At 70.5% G+C, this 25,785-nt stretch carries 31 protein-coding genes; 16 read left to right on the forward strand and 15 right to left on the reverse strand.

The window, feature by feature from the left end; translation table 11 throughout:
• Nucleotides 1–11 precede the first annotated feature (11 nt).
• Together ABZX02_RS17745 and ABZX02_RS17750 are read left to right on the forward strand one after the other, a co-directional pair.
• Nucleotides 12–1,286 carry a hypothetical protein gene (locus ABZX02_RS17745; RefSeq protein WP_355299364.1) on the forward strand — a complete coding sequence of 425 codons (1,275 nt, stop codon included), beginning with the start codon at nucleotides 12–14 and terminating at the stop codon, nucleotides 1,284–1,286.
• Between the two features lie 89 nt (nucleotides 1,287–1,375).
• Nucleotides 1,376–1,762: an SgcJ/EcaC family oxidoreductase gene (locus tag ABZX02_RS17750; RefSeq protein ID WP_355299365.1), complete on the forward strand. Its 387-nt coding sequence runs from the start codon at nucleotides 1,376–1,378 to the stop codon at nucleotides 1,760–1,762.
• Here the strand turns inward: ABZX02_RS17750 and ABZX02_RS17755 are convergent.
• The 3 genes from ABZX02_RS17755 to ABZX02_RS17765 all read right to left on the reverse strand — a co-directional run bounded on the left by ABZX02_RS17755 (nucleotide 1,759) and on the right by ABZX02_RS17765 (nucleotide 5,336).
• Nucleotides 1,759–2,757 (reverse strand): chitinase, encoded by a 999-nt coding sequence (locus tag ABZX02_RS17755; RefSeq protein WP_355299367.1) that lies wholly within the window; start codon nucleotides 2,755–2,757, stop codon nucleotides 1,759–1,761. The genes ABZX02_RS17750 and ABZX02_RS17755 overlap by 4 nt on opposite strands.
• Nucleotides 2,758–3,450: 693 nt before the next feature.
• Nucleotides 3,451–4,395, reverse strand: a complete 945-nt coding sequence (locus ABZX02_RS17760; protein WP_355299369.1) for an SDR family NAD(P)-dependent oxidoreductase — start codon at nucleotides 4,393–4,395, stop codon at nucleotides 3,451–3,453.
• Nucleotides 4,392–5,336, reverse strand: a complete 945-nt coding sequence (locus ABZX02_RS17765) for an SDR family NAD(P)-dependent oxidoreductase (protein WP_355299371.1) — start codon at nucleotides 5,334–5,336, stop codon at nucleotides 4,392–4,394. The genes ABZX02_RS17760 and ABZX02_RS17765 overlap by 4 nt, the downstream gene beginning before the upstream one ends.
• 113 nt (nucleotides 5,337–5,449) lie before the next feature.
• Between ABZX02_RS17765 and ABZX02_RS17770 the strand changes: the two genes are divergently transcribed.
• Nucleotides 5,450–6,001, forward strand: coding sequence for a helix-turn-helix domain-containing protein (locus ABZX02_RS17770; RefSeq protein WP_355299372.1), 552 nt, complete (start codon nucleotides 5,450–5,452; stop codon nucleotides 5,999–6,001).
• Here the strand turns inward: ABZX02_RS17770 and ABZX02_RS17775 are convergent.
• Nucleotides 5,937–6,407, reverse strand: a complete 471-nt coding sequence (locus ABZX02_RS17775) for a MarR family transcriptional regulator (RefSeq protein ID WP_355299374.1) — start codon at nucleotides 6,405–6,407, stop codon at nucleotides 5,937–5,939. The two genes, ABZX02_RS17770 and ABZX02_RS17775, sit on opposite strands and share 65 nt — an antisense overlap.
• 65 nt (nucleotides 6,408–6,472) lie before the next feature.
• Between ABZX02_RS17775 and ABZX02_RS17780 the strand changes: the two genes are divergently transcribed.
• The 3 genes from ABZX02_RS17780 to ABZX02_RS17790 are packed head-to-tail and all read left to right on the forward strand — an operon-like array spanning nucleotide 6,473 to nucleotide 9,650.
• On the forward strand, nucleotides 6,473–7,006 hold the full coding sequence (locus ABZX02_RS17780) for a hypothetical protein (protein WP_355299375.1): 534 nt from the start codon (nucleotides 6,473–6,475) through the stop codon (nucleotides 7,004–7,006).
• An 11-nt stretch (nucleotides 7,007–7,017) separates the two neighbouring features.
• The gene (locus ABZX02_RS17785) at nucleotides 7,018–8,532 is read left to right on the forward strand and encodes an alkaline phosphatase D family protein (RefSeq protein ID WP_355299377.1); all 1,515 of its coding nucleotides are present in this window, start codon (nucleotides 7,018–7,020) and stop codon (nucleotides 8,530–8,532) included.
• Complete coding sequence (locus ABZX02_RS17790; protein WP_355299379.1) at nucleotides 8,529–9,650, forward strand: hypothetical protein; 1,122 nt, start codon at nucleotides 8,529–8,531, stop codon at nucleotides 9,648–9,650. The genes ABZX02_RS17785 and ABZX02_RS17790 overlap by 4 nt, the downstream gene beginning before the upstream one ends.
• Nucleotide 9,651: 1 nt before the next feature.
• On the opposite strand, the gene ABZX02_RS17795 is transcribed toward ABZX02_RS17790, so the two are convergent.
• Nucleotides 9,652–10,686 carry an aldo/keto reductase gene (locus tag ABZX02_RS17795; RefSeq protein ID WP_355299853.1) on the reverse strand — a complete coding sequence of 345 codons (1,035 nt, stop codon included), beginning with the start codon at nucleotides 10,684–10,686 and terminating at the stop codon, nucleotides 9,652–9,654.
• A gap of 66 nt (nucleotides 10,687–10,752) precedes the next feature.
• On the opposite strand from ABZX02_RS17795, the gene ABZX02_RS17800 reads away from it, so the two are divergent.
• Genes ABZX02_RS17800 through ABZX02_RS17810 form a run of 3 tightly spaced genes read left to right on the forward strand, consistent with a single transcriptional unit; the run spans nucleotide 10,753 to nucleotide 12,506 of the window.
• The gene (locus ABZX02_RS17800; RefSeq protein ID WP_355299381.1) at nucleotides 10,753–11,415 is read left to right on the forward strand and encodes a hypothetical protein; all 663 of its coding nucleotides are present in this window, start codon (nucleotides 10,753–10,755) and stop codon (nucleotides 11,413–11,415) included.
• Nucleotides 11,416–11,437: 22 nt separating this feature from the next.
• Entirely contained in the window at nucleotides 11,438–11,827 is a 390-nt protein-coding gene (locus ABZX02_RS17805) for a MerR family transcriptional regulator (RefSeq protein ID WP_355299383.1), read from the forward strand.
• A 10-nt stretch (nucleotides 11,828–11,837) separates the two neighbouring features.
• Nucleotides 11,838–12,506 carry an MOSC domain-containing protein gene (locus ABZX02_RS17810; RefSeq protein WP_355299385.1) on the forward strand — a complete coding sequence of 223 codons (669 nt, stop codon included), beginning with the start codon at nucleotides 11,838–11,840 and terminating at the stop codon, nucleotides 12,504–12,506.
• On the opposite strand, the gene ABZX02_RS17815 is transcribed toward ABZX02_RS17810, so the two are convergent.
• Genes ABZX02_RS17815 through ABZX02_RS17825 form a run of 3 tightly spaced genes read right to left on the reverse strand, consistent with a single transcriptional unit; the run spans nucleotide 12,503 to nucleotide 13,707 of the window.
• The gene (locus tag ABZX02_RS17815; protein ID WP_355299386.1) at nucleotides 12,503–12,907 is read right to left on the reverse strand and encodes a protein-tyrosine phosphatase family protein; all 405 of its coding nucleotides are present in this window, start codon (nucleotides 12,905–12,907) and stop codon (nucleotides 12,503–12,505) included. The two genes, ABZX02_RS17810 and ABZX02_RS17815, sit on opposite strands and share 4 nt — an antisense overlap.
• A gap of 24 nt (nucleotides 12,908–12,931) precedes the next feature.
• Nucleotides 12,932–13,321 carry a DUF1304 family protein gene (locus ABZX02_RS17820; protein ID WP_355299387.1) on the reverse strand — a complete coding sequence of 130 codons (390 nt, stop codon included), beginning with the start codon at nucleotides 13,319–13,321 and terminating at the stop codon, nucleotides 12,932–12,934.
• Entirely contained in the window at nucleotides 13,318–13,707 is a 390-nt protein-coding gene (locus ABZX02_RS17825; protein WP_355299389.1) for a cupin domain-containing protein, read from the reverse strand. The genes ABZX02_RS17820 and ABZX02_RS17825 overlap by 4 nt, the downstream gene beginning before the upstream one ends.
• Before the next feature lie 88 nt (nucleotides 13,708–13,795).
• Here ABZX02_RS17825 and ABZX02_RS17830 point away from each other — a divergent pair, with 88 nt between their 5' ends.
• Nucleotides 13,796–14,785, forward strand: coding sequence for a helix-turn-helix transcriptional regulator (locus tag ABZX02_RS17830; RefSeq protein WP_355299391.1), 990 nt, complete (start codon nucleotides 13,796–13,798; stop codon nucleotides 14,783–14,785).
• A 65-nt stretch (nucleotides 14,786–14,850) separates the two neighbouring features.
• Nucleotides 14,851–16,197, forward strand: coding sequence for an FAD-dependent monooxygenase (locus ABZX02_RS17835; protein ID WP_355299393.1), 1,347 nt, complete (start codon nucleotides 14,851–14,853; stop codon nucleotides 16,195–16,197).
• On the opposite strand, the gene ABZX02_RS17840 is transcribed toward ABZX02_RS17835, so the two are convergent.
• Nucleotides 16,137–16,610 (reverse strand): hypothetical protein, encoded by a 474-nt coding sequence (locus ABZX02_RS17840; protein ID WP_355299395.1) that lies wholly within the window; start codon nucleotides 16,608–16,610, stop codon nucleotides 16,137–16,139. The two genes, ABZX02_RS17835 and ABZX02_RS17840, sit on opposite strands and share 61 nt — an antisense overlap.
• Before the next feature lie 16 nt (nucleotides 16,611–16,626).
• On the reverse strand, nucleotides 16,627–17,028 hold the full coding sequence (locus ABZX02_RS17845; RefSeq protein WP_355299396.1) for a VOC family protein: 402 nt from the start codon (nucleotides 17,026–17,028) through the stop codon (nucleotides 16,627–16,629).
• 102 nt (nucleotides 17,029–17,130) lie between these two features.
• Here ABZX02_RS17845 and ABZX02_RS17850 point away from each other — a divergent pair, with 102 nt between their 5' ends.
• Complete coding sequence (locus tag ABZX02_RS17850; RefSeq protein WP_355299398.1) at nucleotides 17,131–18,096, forward strand: WYL domain-containing protein; 966 nt, start codon at nucleotides 17,131–17,133, stop codon at nucleotides 18,094–18,096.
• Here the strand turns inward: ABZX02_RS17850 and ABZX02_RS17855 are convergent.
• Entirely contained in the window at nucleotides 18,050–18,715 is a 666-nt protein-coding gene (locus ABZX02_RS17855; protein ID WP_355299399.1) for a Clp protease N-terminal domain-containing protein, read from the reverse strand. The genes ABZX02_RS17850 and ABZX02_RS17855 overlap by 47 nt on opposite strands.
• Before the next feature lie 93 nt (nucleotides 18,716–18,808).
• Between ABZX02_RS17855 and ABZX02_RS17860 the strand changes: the two genes are divergently transcribed.
• The 3 genes from ABZX02_RS17860 to ABZX02_RS17870 all read left to right on the forward strand — a co-directional run bounded on the left by ABZX02_RS17860 (nucleotide 18,809) and on the right by ABZX02_RS17870 (nucleotide 22,839).
• A complete protein-coding gene (locus ABZX02_RS17860; RefSeq protein WP_355299401.1) occupies nucleotides 18,809–20,641 on the forward strand; it encodes a protein kinase in 1,833 nt (610 codons plus the stop codon).
• A 7-nt stretch (nucleotides 20,642–20,648) separates the two neighbouring features.
• Nucleotides 20,649–21,386, forward strand: coding sequence for an SDR family oxidoreductase (locus ABZX02_RS17865; protein ID WP_355299403.1), 738 nt, complete (start codon nucleotides 20,649–20,651; stop codon nucleotides 21,384–21,386).
• A gap of 178 nt (nucleotides 21,387–21,564) precedes the next feature.
• Complete coding sequence (locus ABZX02_RS17870; protein ID WP_355299405.1) at nucleotides 21,565–22,839, forward strand: glycosyl hydrolase family 18 protein; 1,275 nt, start codon at nucleotides 21,565–21,567, stop codon at nucleotides 22,837–22,839.
• Here ABZX02_RS17870 and ABZX02_RS17875 read toward each other — a convergent pair.
• Nucleotides 22,732–23,130 carry an SMR family transporter gene (locus ABZX02_RS17875; RefSeq protein WP_355299407.1) on the reverse strand — a complete coding sequence of 133 codons (399 nt, stop codon included), beginning with the start codon at nucleotides 23,128–23,130 and terminating at the stop codon, nucleotides 22,732–22,734. The two genes, ABZX02_RS17870 and ABZX02_RS17875, sit on opposite strands and share 108 nt — an antisense overlap.
• The gene (locus ABZX02_RS17880) at nucleotides 23,131–23,445 is read right to left on the reverse strand and encodes a multidrug efflux SMR transporter (protein ID WP_355299409.1); all 315 of its coding nucleotides are present in this window, start codon (nucleotides 23,443–23,445) and stop codon (nucleotides 23,131–23,133) included.
• A gap of 41 nt (nucleotides 23,446–23,486) precedes the next feature.
• Between ABZX02_RS17880 and ABZX02_RS17885 the strand changes: the two genes are divergently transcribed.
• Nucleotides 23,487–24,359: a 5'-nucleotidase gene (locus ABZX02_RS17885; RefSeq protein ID WP_355299411.1), complete on the forward strand. Its 873-nt coding sequence runs from the start codon at nucleotides 23,487–23,489 to the stop codon at nucleotides 24,357–24,359.
• Here ABZX02_RS17885 and ABZX02_RS17890 read toward each other — a convergent pair whose 3' ends face one another.
• Both ABZX02_RS17890 and ABZX02_RS17895 read right to left on the reverse strand, forming a co-directional pair.
• Nucleotides 24,360–25,046: a DUF2625 family protein gene (locus tag ABZX02_RS17890; protein ID WP_355299412.1), complete on the reverse strand. Its 687-nt coding sequence runs from the start codon at nucleotides 25,044–25,046 to the stop codon at nucleotides 24,360–24,362.
• Nucleotides 25,047–25,054: 8 nt separating this feature from the next.
• Complete coding sequence (locus tag ABZX02_RS17895) at nucleotides 25,055–25,777, reverse strand: hypothetical protein (RefSeq protein WP_355299414.1); 723 nt, start codon at nucleotides 25,775–25,777, stop codon at nucleotides 25,055–25,057.
• Between the last annotated feature and the right edge of the window lie 8 nt (nucleotides 25,778–25,785).

Here is a 25,785-nt window from a genome sequence, read left to right on the forward strand (position 1 = left end):
CGATTCCCGCCATGAACGTCCTGCTGGCATTCGCACTCACCGCGAGTCTCACGTCGCCGGTGCACCTGCCCCCGACCGCACCGTGCCCGGAGAACGTCCCGGCCGGCACCACCACCTGTTACGAGGGCAGGGACGCGAACGGCGCGTACTACCTGATCGCCGTGCCGAAGAAGTGGAACAAGACGCTCGTCGTGCACTCGCACGGCGGCCCGGACCTCGGCGACCCGACGCCGGAGCGCACCCGCGACGACCTGAACCGCTGGTCCGTCATGGTCAAGGAGGGCTACGCGTGGGCGGGCACCTCCTACCGGCGCGGCGGGTACGGCACGCGGATGGCGGCCGAGGACACCGACAACCTGCGCAAGATGGTCGTCGGGATGCTCAAGCCCCACAAGACGTACATCCACGGCCAGTCGTGGGGAGGCAACGTCGCGGCGAAGACCATCGAGCTGTACAAGGGTTATGACGCGGCGCTGCTGACGAGCGGCGTGATGGCGGGCGGCTCGCGCGGCTACGACTACCGCGTCGACCTGCGCGTGGTCTACCAGTACTACTGCGGCAACCACCCGCGCCCGTCGGAGGTGCAGTACCCGCTGTGGCAGGGCCTGCGTCCCGGCTCGACGATGACGACCGCGGGCCTGCGCAGCCGCATCGAGGAATGCCTCGGCGTGGCGGGCAGCCGCACGCCCGAGCAGCAGCAGAAGCTCACCGACATCCTCACGGTCACGAAGATCCCCGAGGAGACCCTGAACTCGCACCTGAACTTCGCGACGTTCACCTTCCGCGACATCGTCCACAACCGACTGGGCGACAAGAACCCGTGGAGCAACGCGGGCGTCGTGTACAAGGGCTCGCACGACGACGCGGCCCTCAACGCCGGCGTCGAACGCTTCTCCGCCGATCCCGAGGCCCGCGCGCAGCTGTCCTACGACAGCGACCTCACCGGCAAGATCGACATCCCGGTCCTGTCGGTGCACGCGATCGGCGACCCGACCGCGTTCGTGGAACACGAGTCGGCCTACCGCGACACCGTGCTGAAGGCGGGCCGCTGGTACAACCTCGTGCAGACCTACACGACCGAGGCGACGCACAGCTCGTTCAGCGACTCGGAGTACGCCGCAGCGATGCAGTCGTTGTCGGCGTGGGAGAAGTTCGGCGTCCGCTCGAACCCGTTCCTCATCTCGTACGCCTGCCCGAGCCACGACCAGAAGTACGGCACCGGCTGCTTCTTCAACCCCTGGTACCAGCCGAAGTCCTACGAGTCCCGGGTCGCACCCCGCACGTGACCCGGTGCCCGGCCGCGCACCTTCCTCCAGGTGCGCGGCCGGGCCTGCCTCTTGACCTCCAGCTTGGTCGAGCTACGACGATCTCCCGCATGACCGACATCGCAGAGATCGAGCAGCTCGTCGCCACCGTCGAGCACTCGCAGCAGAACGAACTGCCAGAAGAGTTCATCGATCTCTTCCGCGCCGACGCCATCTGGACCACGGCCCACGGCAAGCGGCTCACCGGCAGGGACGAGATCGCCTCCTTCACCCGCCAGGTCCTGCCCGGCGCCGCGAAGGAGGCGACCGCCACCTACGAGGTCGCGCACGTGCTGTTCATCCGCCCGGACGTGGCGGCCGTCAAGATCCGCCAGCGCCCGATCCGCCCCGACGGCACCCCGATCACCGACCAGAACGAGGGCTCACCGCTCTACATCCTGTCCAAAGAGGACGACGGCTGGCGCATCGCCGCCGGGCAGAACACCATCGTGCTCTAACGCCCCTGCAACGACTTCACCTTGTCGCCGAACGTCCAGCCCTTGGAGCCGTCCCAGTTGATCGACCAGGTCATGAGCCCCTTGAGCTGACCACCGAAGCTGTTCCACGCCTGCCCCACCAGCGTGGGGTTCATGTACCCGCCACCGGCGCCCGGCTGCGCGGGCAACCCGGGAACCTGCTTGTCGTAGGGCACCTTGATCGTGGTGCCCTGCACCACCAGCCCCTTGTTGAGGCACTGCGTCTGCGCCACGAACCCCTGCACCGTCCCGGCGGAGTAGCTGTCACCGGAACACCCGTACATGGACCCGTTGTAGTACTGCATGTTCAGCCACCACAGACGCCCGTTGTCCGCGTACTTCTTGATGATCGGCAGGTACGCACCCCAGATCGACCCGTACACGACACTGCCACCGGTCACGTACGCGGTCTCCGGCGCCATGGTGAGCCCGAACCCGGCAGGCATGGCGGCCAGCACGCCGTCGATGATGCGGATGAGGTTCGTCTGCGACGGCGAAAGCTGGTTGATGTTGCCGCTGCCCACCAGCCCGGTCTCGATGTCGATGTCGATCCCGTCGAAGTTGTACTTCTTCAGGATCGGCACCACAGTCGCGACGAACCGGTTGGCCACCGCCGCAGAACTCAGGTCGATCCCCGCCGCCGCACCGCCGATCGACAACAGGATGGTGGCGCCCTCGGCCTTGGCCGCACACATCTCGGCGGGCGTCGCGACCTTCACGCCGGCGTCCATGCCGTCCTCCCACAGCACCGTGCCGTCGGACCGGATGACGGGGAACGCCGCGTTGATGACGTTGTAGCCGTGCTGCTTGATGCGGCTGTCGGTGATGGGGGTCCAGCCGAAGGGCGGGTGCACGCCGTTGGCCGCGCCGTCCCAGTTCTCCCAGTAGCCGTGCAGGACCTTGCCTGCGGGGCGGGGTTTGAGGGCGCAGGTGTCGGCGGCTTGGGCTGTGGTCGTGGGGATGAGGAGGGTGCTCATGAGCAGAAGCAGGGCTGTCAGTGCCCTTGGGAACGTGCGGGCAGACATTCGCTCACCTTTCGTGCGCAGGCGGCGACCCGCTGTCATTGAAGCACGAAATGGTCCAGACCTCTAGCGGGGTGGGTGGGTGTGATGGAGCGAGGCGGCGGCTGGGCAGGGAGCGGCGGGCGCGGCATGCGAGGTAGCGGAGCGGAGCGGGACAGGCGGCGGTTGGCGGAGCAAGGCGAGGTCGCGGCGGGGGGGAAGACGGCGGGCGGGGGCGGCGGCGCGAGGTGGCGGGCGGGGAGGCGGGCGGGGAGGCGGGCGTGCTGCAGCAGGGTTCGGGCTCGCCGGGCCGAGAGTCAAGGGGCGGGCGAGGCCGCAGAGCGAGGCGGCGGACAGCGGAGCAAGGGGTGGCGGAGAAGGAGCGACGAAATGTGACGGGCGCGGCGGGAAGCCAAGGCTGGGCTCGCCGAGCCCGGGGGTGGAGACGGGCCGGGCGGGGTTCCCGGCGCGCCTGGACGCCTCCAGGTCGGGCGGACTGGAGTGCTAGTCGCTGGACAGCGTGGCTGAGCTCGCGGCCGTGAGGTTGCGCTGGCGGCGGGGTGTGGCTGGGCTTGATGTGAGTTGGCAGGCGCGGGCTGGGGCGCCGTGGCGCCCCAGCCCGCGGGTGACTGCGAGGTAGTGCTTGTGAAGGCTTTGGTTAGGGCTTGGTCAGGCTGCTCGGAGCGACCACAGGATTTCTTCGGAGACCTTCCACAGGTGTGCGGCTGCCTCGGGGTCTTGGGCGTAGGGGGCTACGCCGTTGAGGTGTGAGGTGCCGTCTGATGGGGCTGCTTCGTTGCAGTCTTCGAAGTAGCGGCCCGAGATGCCTTCCAGCGCGGGGCTGGCGGCCACTACCAGGGTGGTGGCTGCGCCCTGTTCTGGGGTTTTCACTCGGCGGGTGGCTGTGGCGCCGCTTTGGCGGATGCGGTCTTGCAGTTCCTCTTTGGTGAGGTGGCGTTGGAGGTTGGTGGCGATGCTGCCTGGCATCAGGGCGTTCATCGTGATGCCCTCGGAGGCCCAGCGGCGGCCGGCTTCCACGCCGAACAGGATGTTCGCCGTCTTGGACTGGCCGTAGGCCTGCCAGCGGTCGTAGGGGCGGTGGGTGTAGTGGATGTCGTCGAAGACGACTTCGCTCATCAGGTGCGCCGAGGAGCTCACGTTGACCACCCTGGCGCCTTCGGCCCTCAGGGAGTTGAAGAGGCCCTGGGTGAGGGTGAAGTGGCCGAAGTGGTTCGTGGCGAACTGGAGTTCCCAGCCCTCCTGGGTGCGGGTGAGCGGGGTGGCCATGACGCCCGCGTTGTTGACCAGGAGGTGCAGCGGGCCGTCCCAGGTCCGGGCGAAGGCCTTGACCGACGACTGGGAGGCCAGGTCCAGGTGGGCCACCGAGATGTGCTTGTTCGCGGTGGACCTGGAGAGGGAGGCCGCTACCCGCTGGGCCGCGTCGAGGTCGCGGGCCGCGATCGTCACCTCCGCGCCTGCGGTGGCCAGGGCTCGGACGGTTTCCACGCCGATGCCCGAGGCGCCGCCCGTGACGATGGCGCGGCGGCCCGTCAGGTCGGTGGTGGCGGCCACTTGCAGGGCCGTTGTGTCGAAGCCGAATCCTGTGGTGATCATGCCTGCACCTTCAGCGTTTCCTCGGAGACCTTCCACAGCTGGGCGGCGGCCTCGGGGTCGGCCGCGTAGGCGGCCAGGCCGTTGCTCATACCCTCGGCGTGCGGGAGTGCCTCGTTGCAGTCTTCGAAGTAGAGGCCCGAGCGGCCCTCCACGGCGGGGGACACGGCGAGCACCAGCGTGGTGGCCGCGCCCTGTTCCGGGGTCTTGAGCTGGAGCGGCCTGTCGCCTCCGCGCAGGCGGCGGCGCTCGGCCAGCTCCTCCGGGGTGATGTGGCGCTGCAGCGCCGTCAGGATGCCGCCGGGCATCAGGGCGTTCATCGTGATGCCCTCGGACGCCCAGCGGCGGCCCGCCTCCACGCCGAACAGGACGTTCGCCGTCTTGGACTGGCCGTAGGCCTCCCAGCGGTCGTACTCGCGGCGCTCGTAGTGGATGTCGTCGAACGCCACGGGGCTCGAGAGGTGGCCGGCCGAGCTCACGTTCACGACGCGGGCACCCTCGGCGCGCAGCGCGTCGAACAGGCCCAGCGTCAGCGTGAAGTGGCCGAAGTGGTTCGTGGCGAACTGGAGCTCCCAGCCCTCCGGCGTGCGGGTGAGCGGGGTGGCCATGACACCCGCGTTGTTGATCAGGAGGTGCAACGGGCCGCTCCACGCCGCGGCGAAGGCCTTCACCGACTCCTGCGAGGTCAGCTCCAGCGGAGCGACCAGGACGGCCTCGCGGCCGGTCGACGCGGACACCTCGGCGGCGACGCGACGGGCCGCCTCCAGGTCGCGCGCCGCGATGGTGACCTCGGCCCCGGCGGCGGCCAGCGCCCGCACGGTCTCGACGCCGATGCCCGACGCCCCACCGGTGACCACGGCGCGACGGCCCGACAGGTCGACGCCCTCGACGACCTCGAGAGCCGTGCTCCCGAACCCGAACGGGGTGGTGATGCGCTCACTCATCAGATTTCCCCAACCTCTGTCGTACACTGAAACGGAGGTTCCTCCGATTCGAGTTCCACAGTAAGCGGAGGGGCCTCCGTTTAGCAAGTGACGTCGCCCATAGGAGTGATGAAGTGCGTGCTGACGCGGTCCGGAACCGGGGACTGCTGATCGAGGTGGCGCTCGACGCGTTCACCCACGAGAAGGACGTGACACTCGGCGCCATCGCCAAGAAGGCGGGCGTCGGGATCGGCACGCTCTACCGCCACTTCCCCACCCGCGAGGCGCTGATCGAGGCGGTCTACCGCACCGAGCTGGAGAAGCTCTGCGACGCGGCCCCGGACCTGTTGCGCACCAACGACCCCGAGGCCGCTCTCCGGGAGTGGATGAACCGCTTCATCGCCTACATCACGACGAAGCGCGACCTCAAGGACGCGCTGCAGGCCGTGATCGCGCTGGGCGTCAACCCGTTCGAGCACAGCCGCGCCAAGCTCGTCGAGGCCATCTCCACGCTGCTCGCCCCGCTGCACGCCACCGCGGAACCGCTGGACGTGATGACCCTGCTCGTCGCCGTCGCGCAGAACGACGACCCGGCTCAGGCGAAGCGGCTGCTCGACCTCGTCATGGCCGGGATCGTCCACGGCGCTGGGCCTCGAAGCGCTCCACCAGCACCGGCGCCTCGTTGAGCAGGAACGCGTAGAAGTCCCGCATGTACTCGAGCCGGTCGTGCGCACGCCCCGGCCCGACCGCGTCGACCCCCTCGTCCACGGCGCGCAGCACCTCGTCGACCACGGAGTGCTGCCGCGTGTAGAGCGTCGTCCAGGCGTTGTCGCGCATCCGGAAGTGCTCGCGCCGGCTCCCCGCGACGTGCACCCTCTCGATCAGGCCCATCTGCGCGACCATCTTGACCGCGCCGGACACCGAGCCCGCGCTCACGCCCAGCTCCTCGGCCAGGTCACCGGCGGTCAGCGTCTCCTTCTCGGAGAACAGGAACGCCGCGAGGGCACGCGCGCCCATCCGCTGCATCCCGACGCCGACCAGCGTGAGCGCCAGCCGTTCGGCGGCCTCCCTGCGCTCTGTCTCGCCCGTCACAGTCACCCTGTCTTCAGAAATTTCTGAACGTTCGCTAGCCTCGATCCTAGGGGAAGGGGCTGGTCATGGCCACAGCGTTCACCGGCACAGCACTCGTCGTCGGCGCCGACGTCGCCGGCCTCGCCACCGCGCTCAGGCTGGCCCGCAGCGGGTGGGAGGTGGTCGTGCTGGACCACGACGTCCACCACGGGCCGGTCCCGATCACCGGTCCGGACCGCCACGCCGCCCGCCGGCTCGCCGCACTCCCCCACGACCTGCGCTACGAGACCCGGCGCAGCGGGGTCACCGCGCTGCACCCCGACAGGTTCGGCGTCACCGTCGAGTTCAGCGACCACGACGACGAGTGGTTCGACCTCGTCGTGTGCGCGCACCCCTGCTGCGAGGCGGAGCGATTACCCGGCCTCTGCCTGCAGACCTGGTCCCGCGACCACGTCGCCCTGCTCTACCGCGCCGTCCGCGACACCGGCCTGCCCCTGTGCGCCGCCGAACTGCTCGCCGACGCGTTCGACATCCACCGCGACGACTGCGCGGCGTTCGCTTGGTGGGAAGCCACACTGAGGCCACATTCGATTAGGCGCGCCTTTACCCGCGTTCGGTAGATCTGCGGGACATGACCACGTTACGGAGACGCACCTTCATCGTGGGCGGCCTCGCGGGAGCGAGCGCCGGGGTCCTCCTCCCCGCACTGGCCAACGCCATCGGCTACCCGTTCACCCTGGGCGTCGCGTCCGGCGAACCGGCCGCCGACGGGTTCGTCATCTGGACCCGGCTCGCCCCCAACCCGCTGAACGCCGACGGCCTCGGCGGCATGCCCAACACGAACACGGCCGTCGAGTGGCAGGTGGCCACCGACGAGCGCTTCACCGCCATCGTCCGCACCGGCACGTTCACCGCCACCCAGGCGAGCGCCCACTCCGTGCACGTGACGCTCACCGGCCTGGAGCCGGGGCGTGAGTACTGGTACCGCTTCCGCACCGGCGGCCACATCTCCCCCGTGGGCCGCGCGCTGACCGCACCGGCCGTGGGCACGCAACCCGCCCTGACGATGCTCTTCGCCTCGTGCTCGCACTACGAGGAGGGCTACTTCACGGCCTACCGGCGGATGGCCGAGGAACACCCCGACCTGATCCTGCACCTCGGCGACTACATCTACGAGGGCGCCGCCACCACCACGAAGGTCCGCAAGTTCGCGCCCGCCACCGAGATCAGCACGATCGCGAACTACCGGGTCCGCCACGCCCAGTACAAGACCGACCCGGACCTGCAGGCCGCGCACGCCACCGCGCCGTGGCTCGTCGTCTGGGACGACCACGAGGTCGAGAACAACTACGCGAACCTCGTCCGCAACGACAGCACCCCGGCCGGTGACTTCAAGGCCCGCCGCGCGGCCGCCTACAAGGCCTACTACGAGCACATGCCGCTGCGCAGCGCGCAGGCGCCGACGAACGAGAACATGCTGCTGCACCGCAGGGTTCGCTGGGGCAGCCTCGCCACGTTCCACATGCTCGACACCCGCCAGTACCGCAACGACCAGGCGTGCGGCGACGGCACGAAGGTCTGCCCGGAGGCCGACGACCCGGCGCGTTCGCTCACCGGCACCTCGCAGGAGACGTGGCTGGTCGACGGCCTGCGGCAGAAGCTCGGCACGTGGGACTTCCTGGGCCAGCAGGTGTTCTTCGCGCAACGGCTCGCCGCCGCGGACGGGTCCAAGAGCATGGACGCGTGGGACGGCTACACGGCCAACCGCGCGCGCATCCAGAACGCGTGGGACACCAACGGCAACAAGGGAACCGTCGTGCTCACCGGCGACGTGCACCGCAGCTGGGCCGCGAACCTCATGCAGAACTACGGCACCCAGAACCGCATCATCGGCACGGAGCTCGTCACGACCTCCGTCACGTCCGGCGGTGACGGCAACGCGGCCGACAACAGCCTCAACCCGACGCTGAACCCGCACGTCAAGTACTTCAAGAACCTGCGCGGCTACGTCAAGACCCAGACCACGTCGGCGGAGATGCGGGTCGACTTCCGCGCCGTCGACAAGGTCACCGTCCGCGACTACCCGGTCAAGACCGTCGGCAGCTACGTCGTCGAGTCGAACAACCCCGGATTGCAGGCACCGTGAAGACACTCCTGATCGCGAGCCTCCTGCTGGCACCCGCCCCGATGACGTGGTCCACGGTCAACAGCGACTCGACCGGCGACCAGGACAACGCGTCCGTCTCGTCCTCCCGCAACGGCTACACGGCCGTCGTCTGGGAGGACGACCGCGACACCACCGCCCCCGAGGACCCCGTCCACTCCGACGTCTGGATCCGCCTGTTCAAGGAGGGCGCGCCGGTCTACGAGAAGAAGCTCTCCACCGGCGGCACCGGCACGTGGCGGCACTGGCAGCCGGACGTGTCGGTGCGCGAGGACGGCAGCGCCGTCGTCGTGTGGTCGGAGGACCCGGACGGCAACGGCTACTACAACATCGCCGTCCGCTCGGTCAGCGCGAGCGGCACCGTGTCGGGCTCCGGCACGGCCAACGCCAACTCCGACGGCCAGCAGCACTTCCCGAGCGTCGCGGCCGATCCCGACAGCGGCGGCTTCGCCGTGGTGTGGGAGGACAAGCAGGGCACCAACCCGTCCACCACGCGCGTCAGCATGTTCGCCTCGATCAGCTCGAAGTCCTACGAGGCGCAGGTCAACAACGCCGGCGGCACGCACGCCAAGCCGCAGGTCGCGATGGGCGCGGCGGGCAACGCCGTCGTCGTGTGGGAGGCGGACGCGAACGTCGCTCGCAAGATCGTCACGCCGTCCGGTTCGGTGAAGCAGGCGCAGACCACGACGGGACAGGGCAGGCGTCCCGCCGTGGCGGCCAACTTCAACGGCGACTTCGCCGTCGCCTGGGAGCAGTCCGGCGTCCGCGTCCAGTCGTTCACGGCGGCCGGGACCTCACGCGGTGCCGTCGCCCAGACGACCGGCGCCGACCCGCAGATCGGCATCGACGACCAGCTCGGCGTCGCGGTGACCACGGCGGAGGCGCAGGACGTCCACACGAGCGTCTACAACCCCGACGGCACCACCACGGGCCGGCCGGAACGGCAGCTCACGGTCTCGAACGCCACCGGCAGGCAGGACGAGCCCGCCGTCGGCGTCGACCCGTGGGGCCGCGTCAGCGTCGTCTACACCGACGACAACGACGGCAACGGGTTCGACCAGATCTACCTCGGCACCGGCCTGAGCACCCAGCAGTGGTGACTCAGCGCTGATCGAGCGGCCTGCGTCGCTGGTGGACGTCCACCAGCGACGCGGGCCGCCAGCCCCCGCTCACGTCGTACGTGTCCGTGCCTGGAGGCACGATCTCGTCGATGCGGTCCAGCACGTCGTCGGTCAGCACCAGGGAAGCGCCCTCCAGCAACGACTCCAGCTGCTCCATCGTGCGCGGCCCGGTGATCGCCGAGGTCACGCCGGGGTGCGTCGTCGCGAACGCGATCGCGAGCGCGGGCAGCGACACCCCCATCTCGTCGGCGAGCTTCGCGAACTCCTCGACGGCGTCGAACTTCGCCGCGTTGCGCGGCAGCGACTCGTCGAAGCGGTCACTGGTCAGGGTCGCCCGGAACGACTCCGCGTTGGCGCCCCTGCGGTGCTTGCCGCTCAGGAACCCGCTGGCGAGCGGGCTCCACACCAGCACCCCCATGCCGAGCCGCCGCGCCGTCGGCAGCACCGCGCGTTCGATCCCGCGGGCCAGCAGCGAGTACGGCGGCTGCTCGGTCCGGAACCGCATCAGCCCGCGGTCGCGCGCCACCTGGTCTGCCTCGACGAGATCCTCGGCGCCGAACGTCGACGACCCGAACGCGCGGATCTTGCCCTGCCGCACCAGGTCCGTGAGCGCGGACAGGGTCTCCTCGAGGTCGGTCCTGGGATCGGGCCGGTGCACCTGGTAGACGTCGATCCAGTCGGTGTCGAGGCGGCGGAGGCTGTCCTCGACGGCGCGCACGACGTAGCGGCGCGAGTTGCCGCTGCGGTTGCGGCCCTCTCCCAGCGGGAAGTGGAACTTGGTGGCGAGCACGACGTCGTCGCGCCGGCCCTTCAAAGCCTTGCCGACGATCACCTCGGAGTCGCCCGCCGAGTACATGTCGGCGGTGTCGACGAAGTTGATGCCGGCGTCGAGCGCGCGGTGGATGATCCGCACGCCGTCTTCGTGGTCGTCGTTGGCGACGGAGCCGAACATCATGGCGCCGAGGCAGTGGTGGCTGACCTCGATGCCGGTTCCCCCGAGAACGCGATAGCGCATGTTCATGCGGCCGAACCTACGAAGTAGAGCCGACTCTAGGTCAAGAGCGCGGTTACCCTCGGGATCATGACCTCCGAAGGCGACAGACGGGTGTTCCAGCCGCTCCCCGCTCAGGTGAGCTACCACTTGGCCGAGTACCACGCCGTCCTGCGCGACCTGCTCGAACTGACCGGTGCGGAGGCCGGGGAGGACGGCGGCGAACGGTGGCATCACAGCGCAAGACATGCCATCAGCAAAGCGGTCTCCGTGCGCGCGAACGGCTCGGTGCCCGAAGAGTGGTTCGAGCCCTTGGTGCGGGCGGCGGTCCTCGAACCGGATCCCAGCTTCGGCAGGCAGCTCGTCGGGCCCGCCATGGCCGCGTTCGGCCGCCGCCGGGTGAAGCTCGCCATCCTGGACCACCTCGAGAACGGCACGACCTCCGACGTCGCGGGCGCCTCGAAAGCCTGGTACCACACGCACTTCGGCATCCGGGCCCCCGGCTACACCGGCCCGAACGACGACGAACGGTGCTCCGACCTCAACCAGAGGTACGTGCACGCCGCGCTGCGCCGGTTCGTCGCGGAGGACGACCTGGACCTGCGGCGCTGCGTCCTGCCGGGGCTGCCGCTGCACAGGTCGCACTACCCCGCCGAGCTGCACGACCTGGTCGACGAGGCGGTGCGCATCGCCCGCACGTCCGACGACGGCTACCTGCGCCACCGCGTCGAGATCCAGGTCGAGGCGGACTGACCCGGCACCTATGCTCGGTGACATGGGGTTGAGCATCGGGCAGGTGGCCGAACGCACCGGACTGAGCGTGCACGCGCTGCGGTTCTACGAGAAGGAGGGCATCCTCGCCCACCAGGTCCACAGAGGACCGGGCGGCCGCCGCGTCTACACGCAGCAGGACGTCGACTGGCTGCGGATGTGCATCATGCTGCGCATGTCCGGGATGCCGGTGCCGGAGATCCGCCGCTACACCGAGCTGGTCCGCCAGGGCGACGGCAACGAGCTGCAGCGCCTCGACATCCTCAAGGAGCACCAGGAACGGGTGCGGCAGCAGATGGTGCAGCTGCAGGAGTGCATGGACCTGATCACCTACAAGGTCGGCAAGTACGAGGACTACGTCAATTCGATCGCCGCGAAGGCGGTCGGCCAATAGGGTCGGGACCATGCCTGTCGTGCTCTCGCTGAACGTCGCCCCGAAGACGGTCCCGGCCGACCACGCCCGCGCGGGCGCCACCGGCATCGACAAACGCCCGGTCGACGGGCCGCTGCGGGTCGAACCCGCCGGTCCCAAGGGTTCGGCGGGCAGCGGGGTCGCCGGGGACTCCATCGCCGACTGGAGCGTGCACGGCGGCGAGTACCAGGCCGTGTACGGGTACGCGCGCGAGGACCTCGACTGGTGGCAGGCCGAACTGGGCACCGAGTTCGGCAACGGCCAGTTCGGCGAGAACCTCACCACGCAGGGCATCGACCACACGACGGCGCTGGTCGGCGAGCACTGGCGGATCGGCACGGCGTTGCTGGAGGTCACCGGGCCGCGCATCCCGTGCCGCACGTTCGCCGAGTTCCTCGGGCAGCGCGGCTGGGTGAAGCGGTTCACGCGCGAGGTCCGGCCCGGTGCCTACTTCCGCGTGCTCGAAGCAGGTCTGGTCGGGCCGGGCGACGAGATCACCGTCGTGCACCGGCCCGCCCACGACGTGACGGTCGAGCTGTTCTTCCGCGCCGTCACCACGGAGGCCGACCTGCTGCCGAGGCTGCTCGCGGCCGGTGACTCGGTGCCACCGGAGGTCGTCGACCTGGTGCACAAGCGGTCCGTGGTGGAGCTCGACTCCTAGACCGGGAAGTTCCTCACCCACTTCTTCTGCCACGGCGTCTCGACGGCGCGCGGGTGGTAGTGCGCGCGCGTCCACGCCACGGCCTCCGTGCCGGGGACGCCTGCGAGCACGGCCAGGCACGAGATCACCGTGCCGGTCCGGCCGATGCCGCCGCTGCACGCCACCTCGACCTGCTCGCCCGACAGCGCGCGGGCGTGCAGCGAGCGGATCACCGCGATCGCGGCGGCGTGGTCACGCGGCAGGCGGAAGTCCGGCCAGTCGATCCAGTCGTGCGGCCACGGCACGTCGACCGGCTTGGGCTGCAGGTACACCCCGTACTGCGGGTGCGGCTCCACGATCCGGCCGTCGCGCAGGCCGCGCCCGGTGATCACGGCGCCGTCCGGTAGTTCGATGGTCTTCATCGAGCACGTTCCCCCATGTGGTCGTCAGGCGAACAGGAGCACGACCAGCGGCGGAATCCCTTCCGCCGCAACGCCTCCCCACGCCGAGTTGCGCTTGCGGCTCAGCGCCAGCTGATCGGCCACGGCCAGCACGACGCTGCCGGCGAGCATGAACCACGACACGTAGAAGATCAGCGTACGCCCGACCAGCTCCTGGCCGGTGTGCAGTGCGACCAGCCCGGCGATCAGGCCGCAGGCGAGGAACAGGTTGTAGAACCCGACCCCGAACGCCCACAGCCGGATGGCCGGCACGTCCTGCGCGGGCTGCCCGAACATCGACTGGTGGACGCGCCCGATCAGGAACGCCTCGCAGATCCACACGACGACGTGCACCAGGGCCGCGACCACCACGGCGACCTGGGCGACGACGCTCATTGCGTCACCCCGTGCCGGGCCAGCGACTCCAGGCCGTTCGCGGACAGGTCGGCGAAGAACGCGCCCATGCCCTCCCCCACCGCGAACGCCAGGAACTGCACCGACGGCGTGTGCACGGTGAACGTGTGGGACGCGTTGGGTGGAATGGTGATGGCATCGCCCGGTGAGAGGTCGAACAGCTCCCCGTCGAGGTACACCGCCATGCGGCCGTGCAGCACGTAGTACGCCTTGGGCCACGGTGTGCGGTGCGGTGGCGCGGCCTCACCACGAGGCGCGTCCACCTCGAACAGCTCGTAGGCGCCGCCGGTGTCCTTCGCGGAGACCCGGACGGTGATGGTCGCGTCGGGCACGGTCAGCACCGCGCCCTCGCCTGCGGTCGTCAACATGCGCTCCAGCGTCCGCGCGCCGGCAGCACGTCCCCATCCCGGAAAACTGGGATCCCGGACCGCCGCGAGCGGGCGCATACTGCCAACCATGTGGGAGGGTCGGGCGCTCGGCGTGCGACGCGACGTCACGGCACTGGCGAGCGCGGGGCTCGACGTCGCCCAGCTGCACGCGGCGGCCATCGCGCTGGTGGACCGGGTGGTCCCGTGCGAGCTCACCTGCTGGGCGTCGATGGACCCGGACACCACCGTCATCAGCACCATGACCAGCGGCGCCAACCACATCCCGCCGCAGTACGAACCGGTGCTCGCGGCCTGCGAGTACACCCCGGGCGAACCGCACACCTTCGCGTCGCTCGCCCGGCGCGGCGACACCGTGGCGCGGCTCGAGGACGAGCGGTCGACGCGGCTGAACGAGGTCTGGCGCCCGCTCGGCCTCAGCCACGAGCTGCGGGCGCTGTTCCGCGCCGACGACACCTGCTGGGGCGCGGCGGGCATGGTCCGCGCCGGCGAGTTCACCGACCGCGAACTGGAGTTCCTGGCCTCGGTGGCCCCCGCACTGGGAGCCGCCACCAGGGTCGCGGCCCGCGTCGCCACGCGCGGTGGCGGCAGCCCGGCCATCGTCGTGGTCGCGGCCGACGGCACCGTCCGGGCCTCGACCGCGTCGGCCGCGCGGTGGCGCGACGAGTTGGAGGACGTCGCCCCCGGCCGGTTCGCGGTGATGCTGCGGGCGGCCGCGGCGGGCGCGCGGTCCGGCACGTTCCGGGCGCGGGTCCGCGACGCGCACGGGGGCTGGATCCTGCTGGAGGCGAGCGCGCTCGTGAGCGACGACGGCGACGGCGAGGCGGCCGTGACGATCAGCCGCGCGACCGGCGCCGACCTGCTGGGCCTGCTGGTCAAGGCGCACGGCGTGACCAGCAGGGAGGAGGACGTCTGCCACGGGGTGCTCGCCGGGCGGCCGACGGCGGAGATCGCGGCCGAGCTGGGCATCTCGGCCTACACCGTGCAGGACCACCTCAAGTCGCTCTTCGTGAAGTTCGGGGTCCGCAGCCGGGCGGAGCTCGCCGCCAGGCTGTCCTGACCGGCGCCGAAACACAGGACTCTTGGCGGGTCCGCGCCACGCGGGGCTCTGCCAGCATGGCCGCCATGTACTCCGACCGCGCCCTCGTCATCGGCGCCGGCTTCGCGGGGCTGCTGGCGGCGAGGGTGTTGTCCGAGTCGTACGGCGACGTCGTGCTGGTCGAACGGGACACGATCACCGCGGACGTCGAACACCGCGCGGGCATCCCGCAGGCACGTCACCCGCACGCGCTGCTGGCGCGCGGGGCGGCCCTCCTCGAAGACCTCTTCCCGCGGCTGGGCGCCGAACTGGAGCACGCGGGCGCCGTCCGCGCCGACCTCGGCAGCGACTACCTGATCCGCGTCCCGGGCGGCTGGGCGCCGCGCGACCACCTCGGCCTGGACGTGCTGTCGGTGACCAGGGTGACGCTCGAGCGGATCGTCCGGCGCCGGGTGATACGGCTGCCCAACGTGTCCGTTGTGGACGGTGTGCGCGTCGAGGGCCTGCTGCACGACCGGGGCACCGTCACGGGCGTGCACGGCCGGCGCGGCGACCGCCCGTTCACCGACTACGCCGACCTCGTGGTGGACGCGTCCGGCCGCGACACCAAGCTGGTGTCGTGGCTCGCCGAGATGGGCGTGCACTGCCCGGCGCCGATGATCGTCAACGGACACGTCTCCTGCACCTCCCGCCTCTACGAGGTGAACCGGGACCTGAAGCTCGACTGGCTGACCGCGTTCGAGGTCACCCACGCGCCCGGCACCCGGCGCGGCGGCTCGGTGTCCTCTGTGGACAGACTGCTGTGGTTCGTCACGCTGTTCGGCGCGGACGGCGAGGTCGCCCCCGCCGACGAGGACGGTTTCCTCGAGTACGCGCTGGGCCTGCGGTGCCAGGACATCGCGGAGATCATCAAGACCGCCACCCCGGTGTCCGGCACCTACCGCGCGGAGAACCTGCGCAGCCGCTGGAACCGCTTCCACCAGGTGCCGGACTGGCCGCGCGGCCTGCTCGCGCTCGGCGACTCGGTGGTCTCGCTCAACCCGGTGCACGGCCAGGGCCTGACGCTCGCCGCCCAGCACTGCACCGACCTGCGGGACCTGGCGCGCGAGCACGACCTCGCCGCCGAACCGCTGGTGTTCCAGCGCGGTCGCCAGGTCCGCCAGGACGCCGTGGACCGCCGCCACGACCGCCGACCTGGGCTGGAGCAGGAAGAAGCTCACGCTGACGACGCGCCTGCTGCGGTGGTACTCCGGCCGCGTGCTCGCGGCCGTTCCCGGCAACCGGCACGTCTACCGCGCGTTCGTCCGCGTCTCGCAGCTGGTCGACCACCCGGTGACACTGCTGCGGCCGTCGGTGCTGGTACGCGTGCTGCTCAGCGGACGGCACCCTCGGGCCACAGGACCGTGACCGGCACGCCCCGCGACCGCGCGTAGGCCACGACGTCGGCCGTGCCACCGGGTCCGCGCCCCGGCAACCCGTCCCACACCGCGAGCAGCACGTCGGACTCGTCGACCATCCGCTTGCCCGCCTCCATGTACGCGTGCGGGTCGGGCGTGATGAACTCCAGCTGCACGACCTTGCCCGCCCGCGCGAGCAACCGGTCGTAGACGGGCCGGTAGAGCTCGGGCAACGCCTCGCGGTACCGCGCCGCGGGCAGCACCGCGACCAGCGCCCCGCCCGCGTCCAGCACGGCCTGCGCGAACACCGCGTCCGCGCCGTCGGCGAGGCACGAGACCCCGACGACGGAGCCGGTCGCGGCGACCGCGGCCCGGATCATCCGGTCGACCTCGGCCTCCAGGTCGGCGGAGAGGCCGCGGTGTCCGGTGATGGCGAGCCGTGTCGTCATCACCGGAGGATAGGCGTCACCGCCGGTTGCCCGCGGCGATCGCCAGGTAGTGGGTGTTCGTCATGACGCCGAGGATGTTGCCGAACGGGTCGACCACCGACGCCGTCACGAAGCCCTCGCCCCGCACGCGCGGTTCGTCGTGGACCTTCGCGCCCAGCTCCAACAGCCGCGCGAGCGTGGCGTCGAGGTCGTCGACCGCCCAGTAGAGGACCTGACCCGACGGGCCGTCGGACGGCGTGACCTCGAACGAGCGGTGCACGATGCCCAGCTCGGCCTGGTAGTCGCCGATGCGGAACTCGACGTAGGCGAGCAGGCCGTCCGGGGTGCTGCGCTCGAAGTAGGCGTCGACGCCGAGGAACGCCGCGTACCAGTCGCGGGCCTCGGTCAGGTCGTCGGCGAAGTAGGACACGGTCGACATTCCTCGCAACACAACTGCCTCCAGAAACTTTCGGTCGGTGTGGATTCAGCATCGGCCGTAAAGTGCTCATCCAGTGAGCACTTTCCACGGAAACCTGGAGACATGCGCGCAGACCGTCTCGTCGCCACGTTGTTGCTGATGCAGGCCCGCGGCCGGGTGACCGCCGCCGAGCTGGCCGCGGAGCTGGAGGTCTCGAACGCCACCGCGCGGCGCGACCTCGAGGCGCTGTCCGCGGCGGGGGTGCCCGTGTACCCCCAGCCGGGCCGCGGCGGGGGCTGGTCGCTCGTCGGCGGCGCCCGCACGGATCTCAGCGGACTGACCGCGGCGGAGGCCCAGGCGCTGTTCCTGGTCGCCGGACCGGCCGCGTCCGTCGCGCCGGAGATCAAGTCCGCGCTGCGCAAGCTGGTCAGGGCGTTGCCGCAGACGTTTCGCGCCGAGGCCGAGGCGGCGGCGGACGCGACGGTCGTCGACACGGCGGCGTGGGGCGAGGACACCCGCGACCGACCGGCACTGGCGGGCACGTTGCAGCAGGCCGTGGTGAAGCAGGTCCGGGTGCGGCTGACCTACCAGAAGCGCGGCGAGGCACCGAAAGCCCGCGAGGTCGACCCCTGGGGACTCGTCGACAAGGACGGCACCTGGTACTTCGTCGCGGGCACCGCCGACGGGCAGCGGACGTTCCGGCTCGACCGGATCCTGGGCGTGTCCCTCACCGGCACGCCCGCGTCCCGGCCGGCGGACTTCGAGCTCGCCGGCGCCTGGGACGAGGTCGTCACGGCCGTCGAGGCGAAACGGTCGGAGACGTCCGCGTTCGTGCTGGTGCCGACGAGGTTCCTGGGCGTCTTCCAGCACCAGCACGGACGGCACTGCACGGTCGTCGAGGAACTGGGCGAGCACACGCGGGTGGAGCTGACGGCGCCGCGGCCGCTCGACATCGCCCGCAACGTCGCCGGGTGGGGCGGGCTGATCACCGTCGAGTCGCCCGAGGTGGAGGAGCACCTGGCCCGCATCGGGGCCGAGCTCGTCAGCCGATACCGGCGTGCTGCTCCAGCCGGGCCAGCCGAGCCATGATCATCTCCAGGACCTTCGCCGCGTCCGGGGCCGCCGTCTGCTGCTTCTTCAGGTGGATGATGCCCGCGAGCGCCGTCTGGACGGCGCGGCGCGTGCCCTTGAGATCGGCGCCCAGCCCACGCAGTTCCTCGCCGCCAGGGCCGTCCGGTTCGGCGATGACGCCGAGCAGCAGGTGCTCGCAGCCCACGTAGTTGTGGCCGAGCGCGATGGACTCCGTGACCGCGAGTTCCAGCGCCGACGCCGCGTCGTCGCCGAATCCCGGTTTCCCGCCGGTGCCCGCGGGCAACGCAGAGGGGAGGCTCTCGGGCGTGATGTCGAGCGCACGCAGCACGTCCAGGGCCAGGTTGCCGCCCTCGCGCACGATGCCGTCCAGGAGGTGGGCCGTGCTGATCTTGCCGCCGTCCGCCGCCCCGGCGGCCAGCTTGAGCACGGTCCAGGCGCGGTCGGTGAACTGCGGGAGTGACTCGCGGGCGAGGTCGTCGACGGTGAGCTGCCGGATCGCGATGATCCGTTTGACGGAACCCTCCAGGGCTCTCTGGCAGATCGCCGAGACGGGAATGTTCATGTCCTTGACCGAATCGGCCAGGTCATCGGGCAGGTACACGTTGATTTTCGGCATAACCCCATATGTACCCCCACATAGGGTTATGGTCAACGACGAACGCGGCAACCGTCACACTTGTGAGTGATCAGAGGGGACGGGAGCACCGGCGTGGAGGAGAGCAGCAGGCTCATCGGGAGCCGCTACCAGTTGAAGCAGAAGGTCGGCCAAGGAGCGATGGGAGTCGTCTGGCAGGCCTACGACGAGCAGCTGCAACGCGTGGTCGCGGCCAAGGAACTGCTCGCGCTCGACGGCCTCGACGACGCCAGGGTGGCCCGCGCGAAGGCCAGAGCCATGCGCGAGGCCCGCCTCGCCGCGCGACTGGAGCACCCGAACGCCATCCGCGTCTACGACGTCGTGGAGGAGGACGGCCGCCCCTGGCTGATCATGGAGTACCTGCCGTCCCGCAGCCTCGCCGCCGTGATCACCGAGCAGGGCACGCTGCCGCCGCGCGAGGTCGCCCGCATCGGCTGCTACACCGCCGCCGCGCTGGCCGCCGCGCACCGCCACGGCATCCAGCACCGCGACGTGAAGCCGGGCAACGTCCTGATCGGCGACCAGGAAGTCAAGATCACCGACTTCGGCATCTCCCGCGCCACCGGCGAGGACGCCACCGCGACCGCGACGGGCACCGTCGGCACCCCCGCCTTCTTCTCCCCCGAGGTCGCTCGCGGCGAGGACGCGGGCCTCGCCTCCGACGTCTTCTCCCTGGGCGCCACCCTCTACAACGCGGTCGAGGGCGGCCCGCCCTTCGGCACCGCCGACAACCACCTCGCGATGCTGCACCGCGTCGCCGGCGGCTCGTTCATGCCGCCCGCCAACGCCGGGCCGCTGCTCGCCCCCGTGCTGTTCCGGCTGCTCGCGACCGAGCCCGAGCGCCGGCCGAGCATGCAGGAGGCCGTGCACCTGCTGGCCGCCGTCGTGAACGAGACGCCGCAGGTGTCCGAGGCGACCGTCGTCATCCCGGCGACCGTGCAGCTCCCGGCCGAGGCGCAGCCCGAGGAGAAGGCCAAGCAGGAGGCGGCGGCCGCGGCGGCCGGACTGGTGGCCGGTGCGGCCGCGGCGGAGGCGGCCGGGTTGACGGCGCCGCCCGCGAAGCCCGAGACGCCGGAACCGGAGCCCGAGGCAGCGGTCGAGGAGAAGCCCGCCGAGGTGGCCGCGCAACCCGTGCCGGCCGAGGAGAAGCCGGCCGACGACGAGACGGCGGTGGCCCCGGCAGCAGACGACGCGACGGCGGTGGCGGAACCACCCGCCGCTCCCCCGCCGTCCACCCCCGCCCGGCAGACCCTCGTCGCCTCCGGTGCGGGCGCTGCGGCGTCCATGCCGCCCGCGCCCGTTCCCCCGCCTCCGGCCGCGACGGACGAGAACCGGCGCAAGTTCCCGCTCGTCCCGATCGCGATCGTGCTGCTCGTGATCGCCGTCGGCGTGGGTTCGTTCCTGTTGTGGCCCAAGGGCAACAACAACCAGAACTCGCAGGCCCCGAGCAGCGGCAGCCAGTCCACGAGCGCGCCGAACCAATCGACCGGGCAGCAGACGACGACGCAGACCGAGCCGCCGGCCACCAGCCAGACCCAGCCCCCGGCCAACTCCGAGACCCCGCCGGCGACCGGCACCCCGAGCCAGAACCCGCCGCCCCCGGCCGGCCCGAAGAACGCCCAGGAGGCGATCACCGCCTACTACGCGCTGATCCCCGGCAACCTGGAGGCGGGCTACGCCTCGCTCACGGACCGGTTCAAGTCGATCAAGGCGCGCAGCTTCGCGGACTACCAGCAGTTCTGGAGCCAGTACAGCTCCGTGCAGCTCTCGAACTTCGTGCCGCAGGGCGACAACGCCGTGACCGTGACGCTGCAGTACATGCAGGGGTCGGTCGTGTCCTTCACCGAGACGCCCACCTTCACGTTCGTGCAGCAGAACGGCAAGTGGATGATCGACAACCAGACATGATGGACGCATGACCCGACGCGCACTCGTCACCGGAGCGTCCCGCGGCATCGGCGCCGCCGTCGCCCGGGCACTCGCCCAGCAGGGCCACCAGGTCGCCGTCCACTACCGCTCCGGCGCCGAGGAGGCGCGGGCGGTGGTGGCGAGCCTCGACGGCGAAGGCCACGTCACCGTCCAGGGCGACCTCGGCGCGAACGAGGCCGGGAAGATCGTCGACGAGGCCGTCGCGGGGCTCGGCGGGCTCGACGTCCTCGTGAACAACGCGGGCGTCTACTTCTTCCACCCCATCACCGCGACGACGTTCGAGGAGTGGCAGGCGGCCTGGCGCCGCACCGTCGAGCTCAACCTGTACGGCCCGGCGGACCTCGCGTGGCACGCCGTCCGGCACATGACGAGCGGCGGCCGCATCGTCAACATCGGCTCTCGCGGCGCGTACCGGGGCGAGCCCGACGCGCCCGCGTACGGGGCGGCGAAGGCGGGACTGCACGCGATGACGCAGTCGCTCGCGCAGTCGCTGGCACCGCGGGGCATCGCGGTCGCGGGCGTCGCGCCGGGGTTCGTGCGCACCGACATGGTCACCGACCTGCTCGCGAGCCCGGCCGGTGAGCAGATCCGCGCGCAGAGCCCGTTCGGGCGCGTGGCGGAGCCCGAGGAGGTCGCCGCGGCCGTCGCGTGGCTGACCACCGAGCACGCGGTGTGGGCCAGTGGCACGATCATGGATGTGAACGGCGCCTCCCACCTGCGCTGATTTCCCTTGCGGCAGACCGGAACCAGTTCCGGTACCGAGTCGATCTTCCCGCAACCGGTCTAGACCACTAACGTCCGCGGTGGGCGCTCGACGAAGTGGAAGGCCTCCCCCTGCAATGCGTTCATTTCGCAAACGCCTCGGTGCAGCCGGCCTCGCGCTGGCCGCAGCCGCGGCGACAGTGACAGTTCTGGCGCCTGCCGCGCAGGCCGCCTACCCCGCCGGGTTCAAGAGCGTCGGCTACATGCCGTCGTGGTCCGGCAACGTCAGCACGCTCCCCTACACCAAGCTGACGCACATCAACTACTCGTTCGTGCTGCCGAACGGCAACGGCACGCTCCAGGGCGTGCCCGACCCGGGCAAGCTGCAGCAGCTGGTGAGCCTCGGCCACCAGAACGGCGTGAAGGTCTCGATCGCGGTCGGTGGCTGGAACGACGGCAACGACTCCGCGTTCGAGCAGCTGGCGGGCAACGCCAGCTCGCGCACGACGTTCGTCAACAGCCTGATCAACCTCGTCAACCAGTACAACCTCGACGGCGTCGACATGGACTGGGAGTACCCGGACCCCGGGACCTCGGCGAACAACTACACCGCGATGATGCAGCAGCTGGGCAACGAGCTGCACAGCCGCGGCAAGCTGCTCACGGCCGCGGTCGTGAGCGAGGGCGGCACGGCGAACGGCGTGCAGCCCGCGGTCTTCGGCATCGTCGACTGGCTGAACATCATGGCCTACGACGGTGGCAGCCCGCACGCGAACTACGACTGGTCGATCAACTCGGTCAACTTCTGGAAGAGCCGCGGTCTGCCGGCCAGCAAGGCCGTCCTGGGCGTGCCCTTCTACAGCCGGCCGACGTACATCTCCTACCGCGACCTCGTCGCGCAGGACCCGGCCAACGCCAACCGCGACAGCTACAACGGCAACCAGTACAACGGCATCCCCACGATCAAGCGCAAGACGACGTGGGCGCTGGCCAACGCGGGCGGCATCATGAACTGGGAGCTCTCCCAGGACACGACCGGCAGCACCAGCCTGCTCAACGCCATCTGGGAGACCGCGTCCGGCGGCAACCCGAACCCGCCCACCGGTGGCACGATCACCGGTTTCGGCGGCAAGTGCGTCGACGTGGCCGCGGCCAACTCGGCCAACGGCTCGGCGGTGCAGCTCTACACGTGCAACGGCACCAACGCCCAGCAGTGGACCCGCAACGGGAACTCGTTGCGCGCCTTGGGCAAGTGCCTCGACGCGTCGGGCACCGCCAACGGTTCCGTGACCCAGCTGTGGGACTGCACGGGAGCGGGCAACCAGTCCTGGACCCTCGAGTCCAACGGCCAGCTGCGCAACGCGGCGTCAGGGAGATGTCTCGACGCCACCGGCAACAGCTCCGCCGACGGCACCAGGCTCCAGCTCTGGGACTGCGCCGCCACCGCCAACCAGCGGTGGACCATCAACGCCTGATTTCAGGAACTTCAGGCCGATGACGCAGGCGATGATCCCGGTGAGGAACACGATCTTCCACAGGGAGACCGACTCCTCACCGGTGATCATCGCCCACGTCACCGTCAGCGCGGCCCCGGTCCCGACCCACACCGCGTAGGCGGTCCCGACCGGAATCCTCTTCATACCAACGGAAAGCCCGACCATGCTCAACGTCGCGGCGACCACGAAGACCACATAGGCCCCCTGGGACAACGCCGTCGCCCACACGGCTTCGAGCACGGCACTCCCGAGCAGCACGGCCCAGTACATCTAGCTCACCACCTTCAGGCCCGCGACGCAGCCGATCAACGCGACCAGCAGCAGAGCGCGCGCCACCCCGAGCTTCTCCTCACCGCGCAGCACCGCGACGAGCACCGTGAGCACGGCCCCCACGCCGACCCACACCGCGTACGCCGTGCCGACGGGAATCCCCCGCATCGCCCACGCGAGCCCGACCACGCTCAGCGTCATCGACACGGCGAACACCACCACAGGCCAAAGCCTGCGAAACCCCTTCGACGCCGCGAGCGCCGTGGCCCACACGGCCTCCAGCACCCCGGACGCGACCAGCACCACCCAGTACATTGGTACGACCGTACCAGAACCAGCGGCTACGATCACGTGATGTGGCTCCCAGCCTGGATAACCTGCTGGTCGTAGGCGTCGCGTCGAGCGCTCTGTTCGACCTGGCGCAGTCCGACGCCGTCTTCAAAACAGAGGGCGAACAGGCCTACCGCGCCCACCAGGAAGCACACCTGGACGACCCGTTCGCCCCCGGCGTGGCGTTCCCCTTCCTCCGCCGCCTGCTGAGCCTCAACGCCCTGGCACCACTGGTCGAGGTGATCGTGCTGTCGCGCAACTCCCCCGACACCGGCCTGCGCATCCTGAGGTCAGCCGCGCACCACGGCCTCACCATCACCAGAGCGATCTTCACCGAGGGCCGCGCCCCACACGAGTTCATGCCCGCCCTCAACATGTCACTCTTCTTGTCCGCCAACGAAAAGGACGTCCGCCGGGCGACAGCGGCGGGCCTCCCGGCGGGCCAGGTGCTGAAGTCGTCCTTCCGCGACGACGACGATCCAGCACTGCGCATAGCGTTCGACTTCGACGGCGTGCTCGCCGACGACGCGTCCGAGCGGATCTACCAGAGCGGCGGCCTGGCCGAGTTCCAACAGCACGAGGCCACCAACGTGGTCACTCCGCTGGACCCCGGACCGCTGCGCAACTTCCTGGCAGGCGTGAACCGAATCCAACGCCAGGCAGAAGACCGCATCCGCGTGTCCGTCGTGACCGCCCGCTCGGCCCCGGCACACGAACGCGCGATCAACAGCCTCAAGGCGTGGGGCCTGACGGTGAACGACGCGTTCTTCCTGGGAGGCCTGAAGAAGGCACCGATCCTCGACGTTCTGAAGCCGCACATCTTCTTCGACGACCAACGCGGCCATTTGATCCAAACCGTGCCGTGCGTGCACGTCCCCTTCGGCGTGGCGAACGAGTGATCAGCCGAGCTGCCGGGCCGTGTCCACGTGGAACGCCACCAGCTCGGGCATCGGCACGGCCTTGCGACTCGTGCCGGCGATGTCACCAGAGCCCTCGGCCGACCACAGCGGCGGGTACATGACGATCCCCTCCCGCGGCCCGAGCGCGGCCACCTCCTCCTGCCAGCCCGGCCAGAACACCGTCGAGTAGTACTCCTCCAGCCCTCCGCCGAGCATCCACAGCAGCCAGTGGCTGTAGCCGCCGTCGAAGGTCTCCCACTCCAGCGTGTCCGGTGCGAAGTAGACGATCTGCCCCGGCTCACCCGGCCTGCCGAACCGGGCGGGATCCGCGCCGTTCAGCGCGAACTCGCCGCCCAGCACGTCGTGCGCGACGACCAGTCCGGCGGCCGGAGCCCACGCGGGGTCGGCCTCGGCAGGGAAACCGTTGACCTCGGGCATGCCCGCCTGCGCGTCACCTGACCCGCCGTAGACGCGCAGCCAGCCGTGGTGCAGCAGCATCCCGCCGCTGTTGAGCACGACCGCACCCAGCAACGACCGTGCGGTCACCTGCAGCTGCAGCAACGCCGCCTGGCACGCACCGGGCTCCGCCGGCAGCACGACGCACTCGGTCGGGCCGTTCTCGACGGCCTCCAGCACGACCGGCCAGGCCGGATCGTCCACACCGGTCAGGTCGGCGATGTCCCGCATACCGCTCCTCACGAACGACGCCACCACTTCTTCACCGGGCGCTCCACCCCTCGCACCGGGTCCAGCCCCATTGTCTCCAGCTCGGCCAGGAACTCCGCGTGCGCCTTTGTGTTCAGCGCCATCGTCCCCACCCGCTGGTCCCCGAGCGCGACGTCCTCGCCCAGCACCAGGTCCGCCAACCGCTTCGCCGAAGGAGACGGGATCGGTTCGTCCACCGCCACGTGCACCATCAGCTGCTCCATTCCCGTGTCGATCCACCGCGCGTTCGACACCCAGACCGCCCTCACCGCGGGGAAGTCCGCAATCCGTCGCGCCAGCGCCTGGCGGAGCGCGAGAGCCACCACGTGGGTGGACGGACGCAGCTGCATCCGCTCCCCCGTCGCGTCCCGGCCACGCTCCCGCATCGCCTGGTTCAGCACGGGAACCGGCACGCGCGCCCAGCCACCGGGCGAGTGCAGCGACAGCACCCCGACACCGGTCTGGTCGGCGATGTCCAGCAGCCGCAGCACGTCGCAGTGCACGGAACCGGCCGCGTCCGGCAACGTCGCCGCACAGCAGGCCTCGCTGACGAACCCGGGCAGGGCGGGACCGCCGTCCTGCCCCGCCGCGAAGAGGACGGACCCGTTGGCCCGCACCGGCACGAACACACCGTGGTCGATCAGCGCGGCGAGCAGGTCGGCGGAACCGGACTGGTTGTTCAGGGCAGCGGCGAGCGCCGTGTTCTCGGTCATCTTCCCCC

It is taken from the genome of Lentzea sp. NPDC003310 (genome assembly GCF_040610935.1).
Lineage (GTDB): Bacteria > Actinomycetota > Actinomycetes > Mycobacteriales > Pseudonocardiaceae > Lentzea.

Excerpts from the sequence above, each read along its gene's own strand:
- ABZX02_RS17745 (WP_355299364.1), top strand. The coding sequence starts at position 12 with ATGAACGTCCTGCTGGCATTCGCACTCACCGCGAGTCTCACGTCGCCG.
- ABZX02_RS17750 (WP_355299365.1), top strand. The coding sequence starts at position 1,376 with ATGACCGACATCGCAGAGATCGAGCAGCTCGTCGCCACCGTCGAGCAC.
- ABZX02_RS17755 (WP_355299367.1), bottom strand. The coding sequence starts at position 2,757 with ATGAGCACCCTCCTCATCCCCACGACCACAGCCCAAGCCGCCGACACC.
- ABZX02_RS17760 (WP_355299369.1), bottom strand. The coding sequence starts at position 4,395 with ATGATCACCACAGGATTCGGCTTCGACACAACGGCCCTGCAAGTGGCC.
- ABZX02_RS17765 (WP_355299371.1), bottom strand. The coding sequence starts at position 5,336 with ATGAGTGAGCGCATCACCACCCCGTTCGGGTTCGGGAGCACGGCTCTC.
- ABZX02_RS17780 (WP_355299375.1), top strand. The coding sequence starts at position 6,473 with ATGGCCACAGCGTTCACCGGCACAGCACTCGTCGTCGGCGCCGACGTC.
- ABZX02_RS17785 (WP_355299377.1), top strand. The coding sequence starts at position 7,018 with ATGACCACGTTACGGAGACGCACCTTCATCGTGGGCGGCCTCGCGGGA.
- ABZX02_RS17795 (WP_355299853.1), bottom strand. The coding sequence starts at position 10,686 with ATGCGCTATCGCGTTCTCGGGGGAACCGGCATCGAGGTCAGCCACCAC.
- ABZX02_RS17800 (WP_355299381.1), top strand. The coding sequence starts at position 10,753 with ATGACCTCCGAAGGCGACAGACGGGTGTTCCAGCCGCTCCCCGCTCAG.
- ABZX02_RS17805 (WP_355299383.1), top strand. The coding sequence starts at position 11,438 with ATGGGGTTGAGCATCGGGCAGGTGGCCGAACGCACCGGACTGAGCGTG.
- ABZX02_RS17810 (WP_355299385.1), top strand. The coding sequence starts at position 11,838 with ATGCCTGTCGTGCTCTCGCTGAACGTCGCCCCGAAGACGGTCCCGGCC.
- ABZX02_RS17815 (WP_355299386.1), bottom strand. The coding sequence starts at position 12,907 with ATGAAGACCATCGAACTACCGGACGGCGCCGTGATCACCGGGCGCGGC.
- ABZX02_RS17820 (WP_355299387.1), bottom strand. The coding sequence starts at position 13,321 with ATGAGCGTCGTCGCCCAGGTCGCCGTGGTGGTCGCGGCCCTGGTGCAC.
- ABZX02_RS17825 (WP_355299389.1), bottom strand. The coding sequence starts at position 13,707 with ATGTTGACGACCGCAGGCGAGGGCGCGGTGCTGACCGTGCCCGACGCG.
- ABZX02_RS17830 (WP_355299391.1), top strand. The coding sequence starts at position 13,796 with ATGTGGGAGGGTCGGGCGCTCGGCGTGCGACGCGACGTCACGGCACTG.
- ABZX02_RS17835 (WP_355299393.1), top strand. The coding sequence starts at position 14,851 with ATGTACTCCGACCGCGCCCTCGTCATCGGCGCCGGCTTCGCGGGGCTG.
- ABZX02_RS17840 (WP_355299395.1), bottom strand. The coding sequence starts at position 16,610 with ATGACGACACGGCTCGCCATCACCGGACACCGCGGCCTCTCCGCCGAC.
- ABZX02_RS17845 (WP_355299396.1), bottom strand. The coding sequence starts at position 17,028 with ATGTCGACCGTGTCCTACTTCGCCGACGACCTGACCGAGGCCCGCGAC.
- ABZX02_RS17850 (WP_355299398.1), top strand. The coding sequence starts at position 17,131 with ATGCGCGCAGACCGTCTCGTCGCCACGTTGTTGCTGATGCAGGCCCGC.
- ABZX02_RS17855 (WP_355299399.1), bottom strand. The coding sequence starts at position 18,715 with ATGCCGAAAATCAACGTGTACCTGCCCGATGACCTGGCCGATTCGGTC.
- ABZX02_RS17865 (WP_355299403.1), top strand. The coding sequence starts at position 20,649 with ATGACCCGACGCGCACTCGTCACCGGAGCGTCCCGCGGCATCGGCGCC.
- ABZX02_RS17875 (WP_355299407.1), bottom strand. The coding sequence starts at position 23,130 with ATGTACTGGGCCGTGCTGCTCGGGAGTGCCGTGCTCGAAGCCGTGTGG.
- ABZX02_RS17880 (WP_355299409.1), bottom strand. The coding sequence starts at position 23,445 with ATGTACTGGGTGGTGCTGGTCGCGTCCGGGGTGCTGGAGGCCGTGTGG.
- ABZX02_RS17890 (WP_355299412.1), bottom strand. The coding sequence starts at position 25,046 with ATGCGGGACATCGCCGACCTGACCGGTGTGGACGATCCGGCCTGGCCG.
- ABZX02_RS17895 (WP_355299414.1), bottom strand. The coding sequence starts at position 25,777 with ATGACCGAGAACACGGCGCTCGCCGCTGCCCTGAACAACCAGTCCGGT.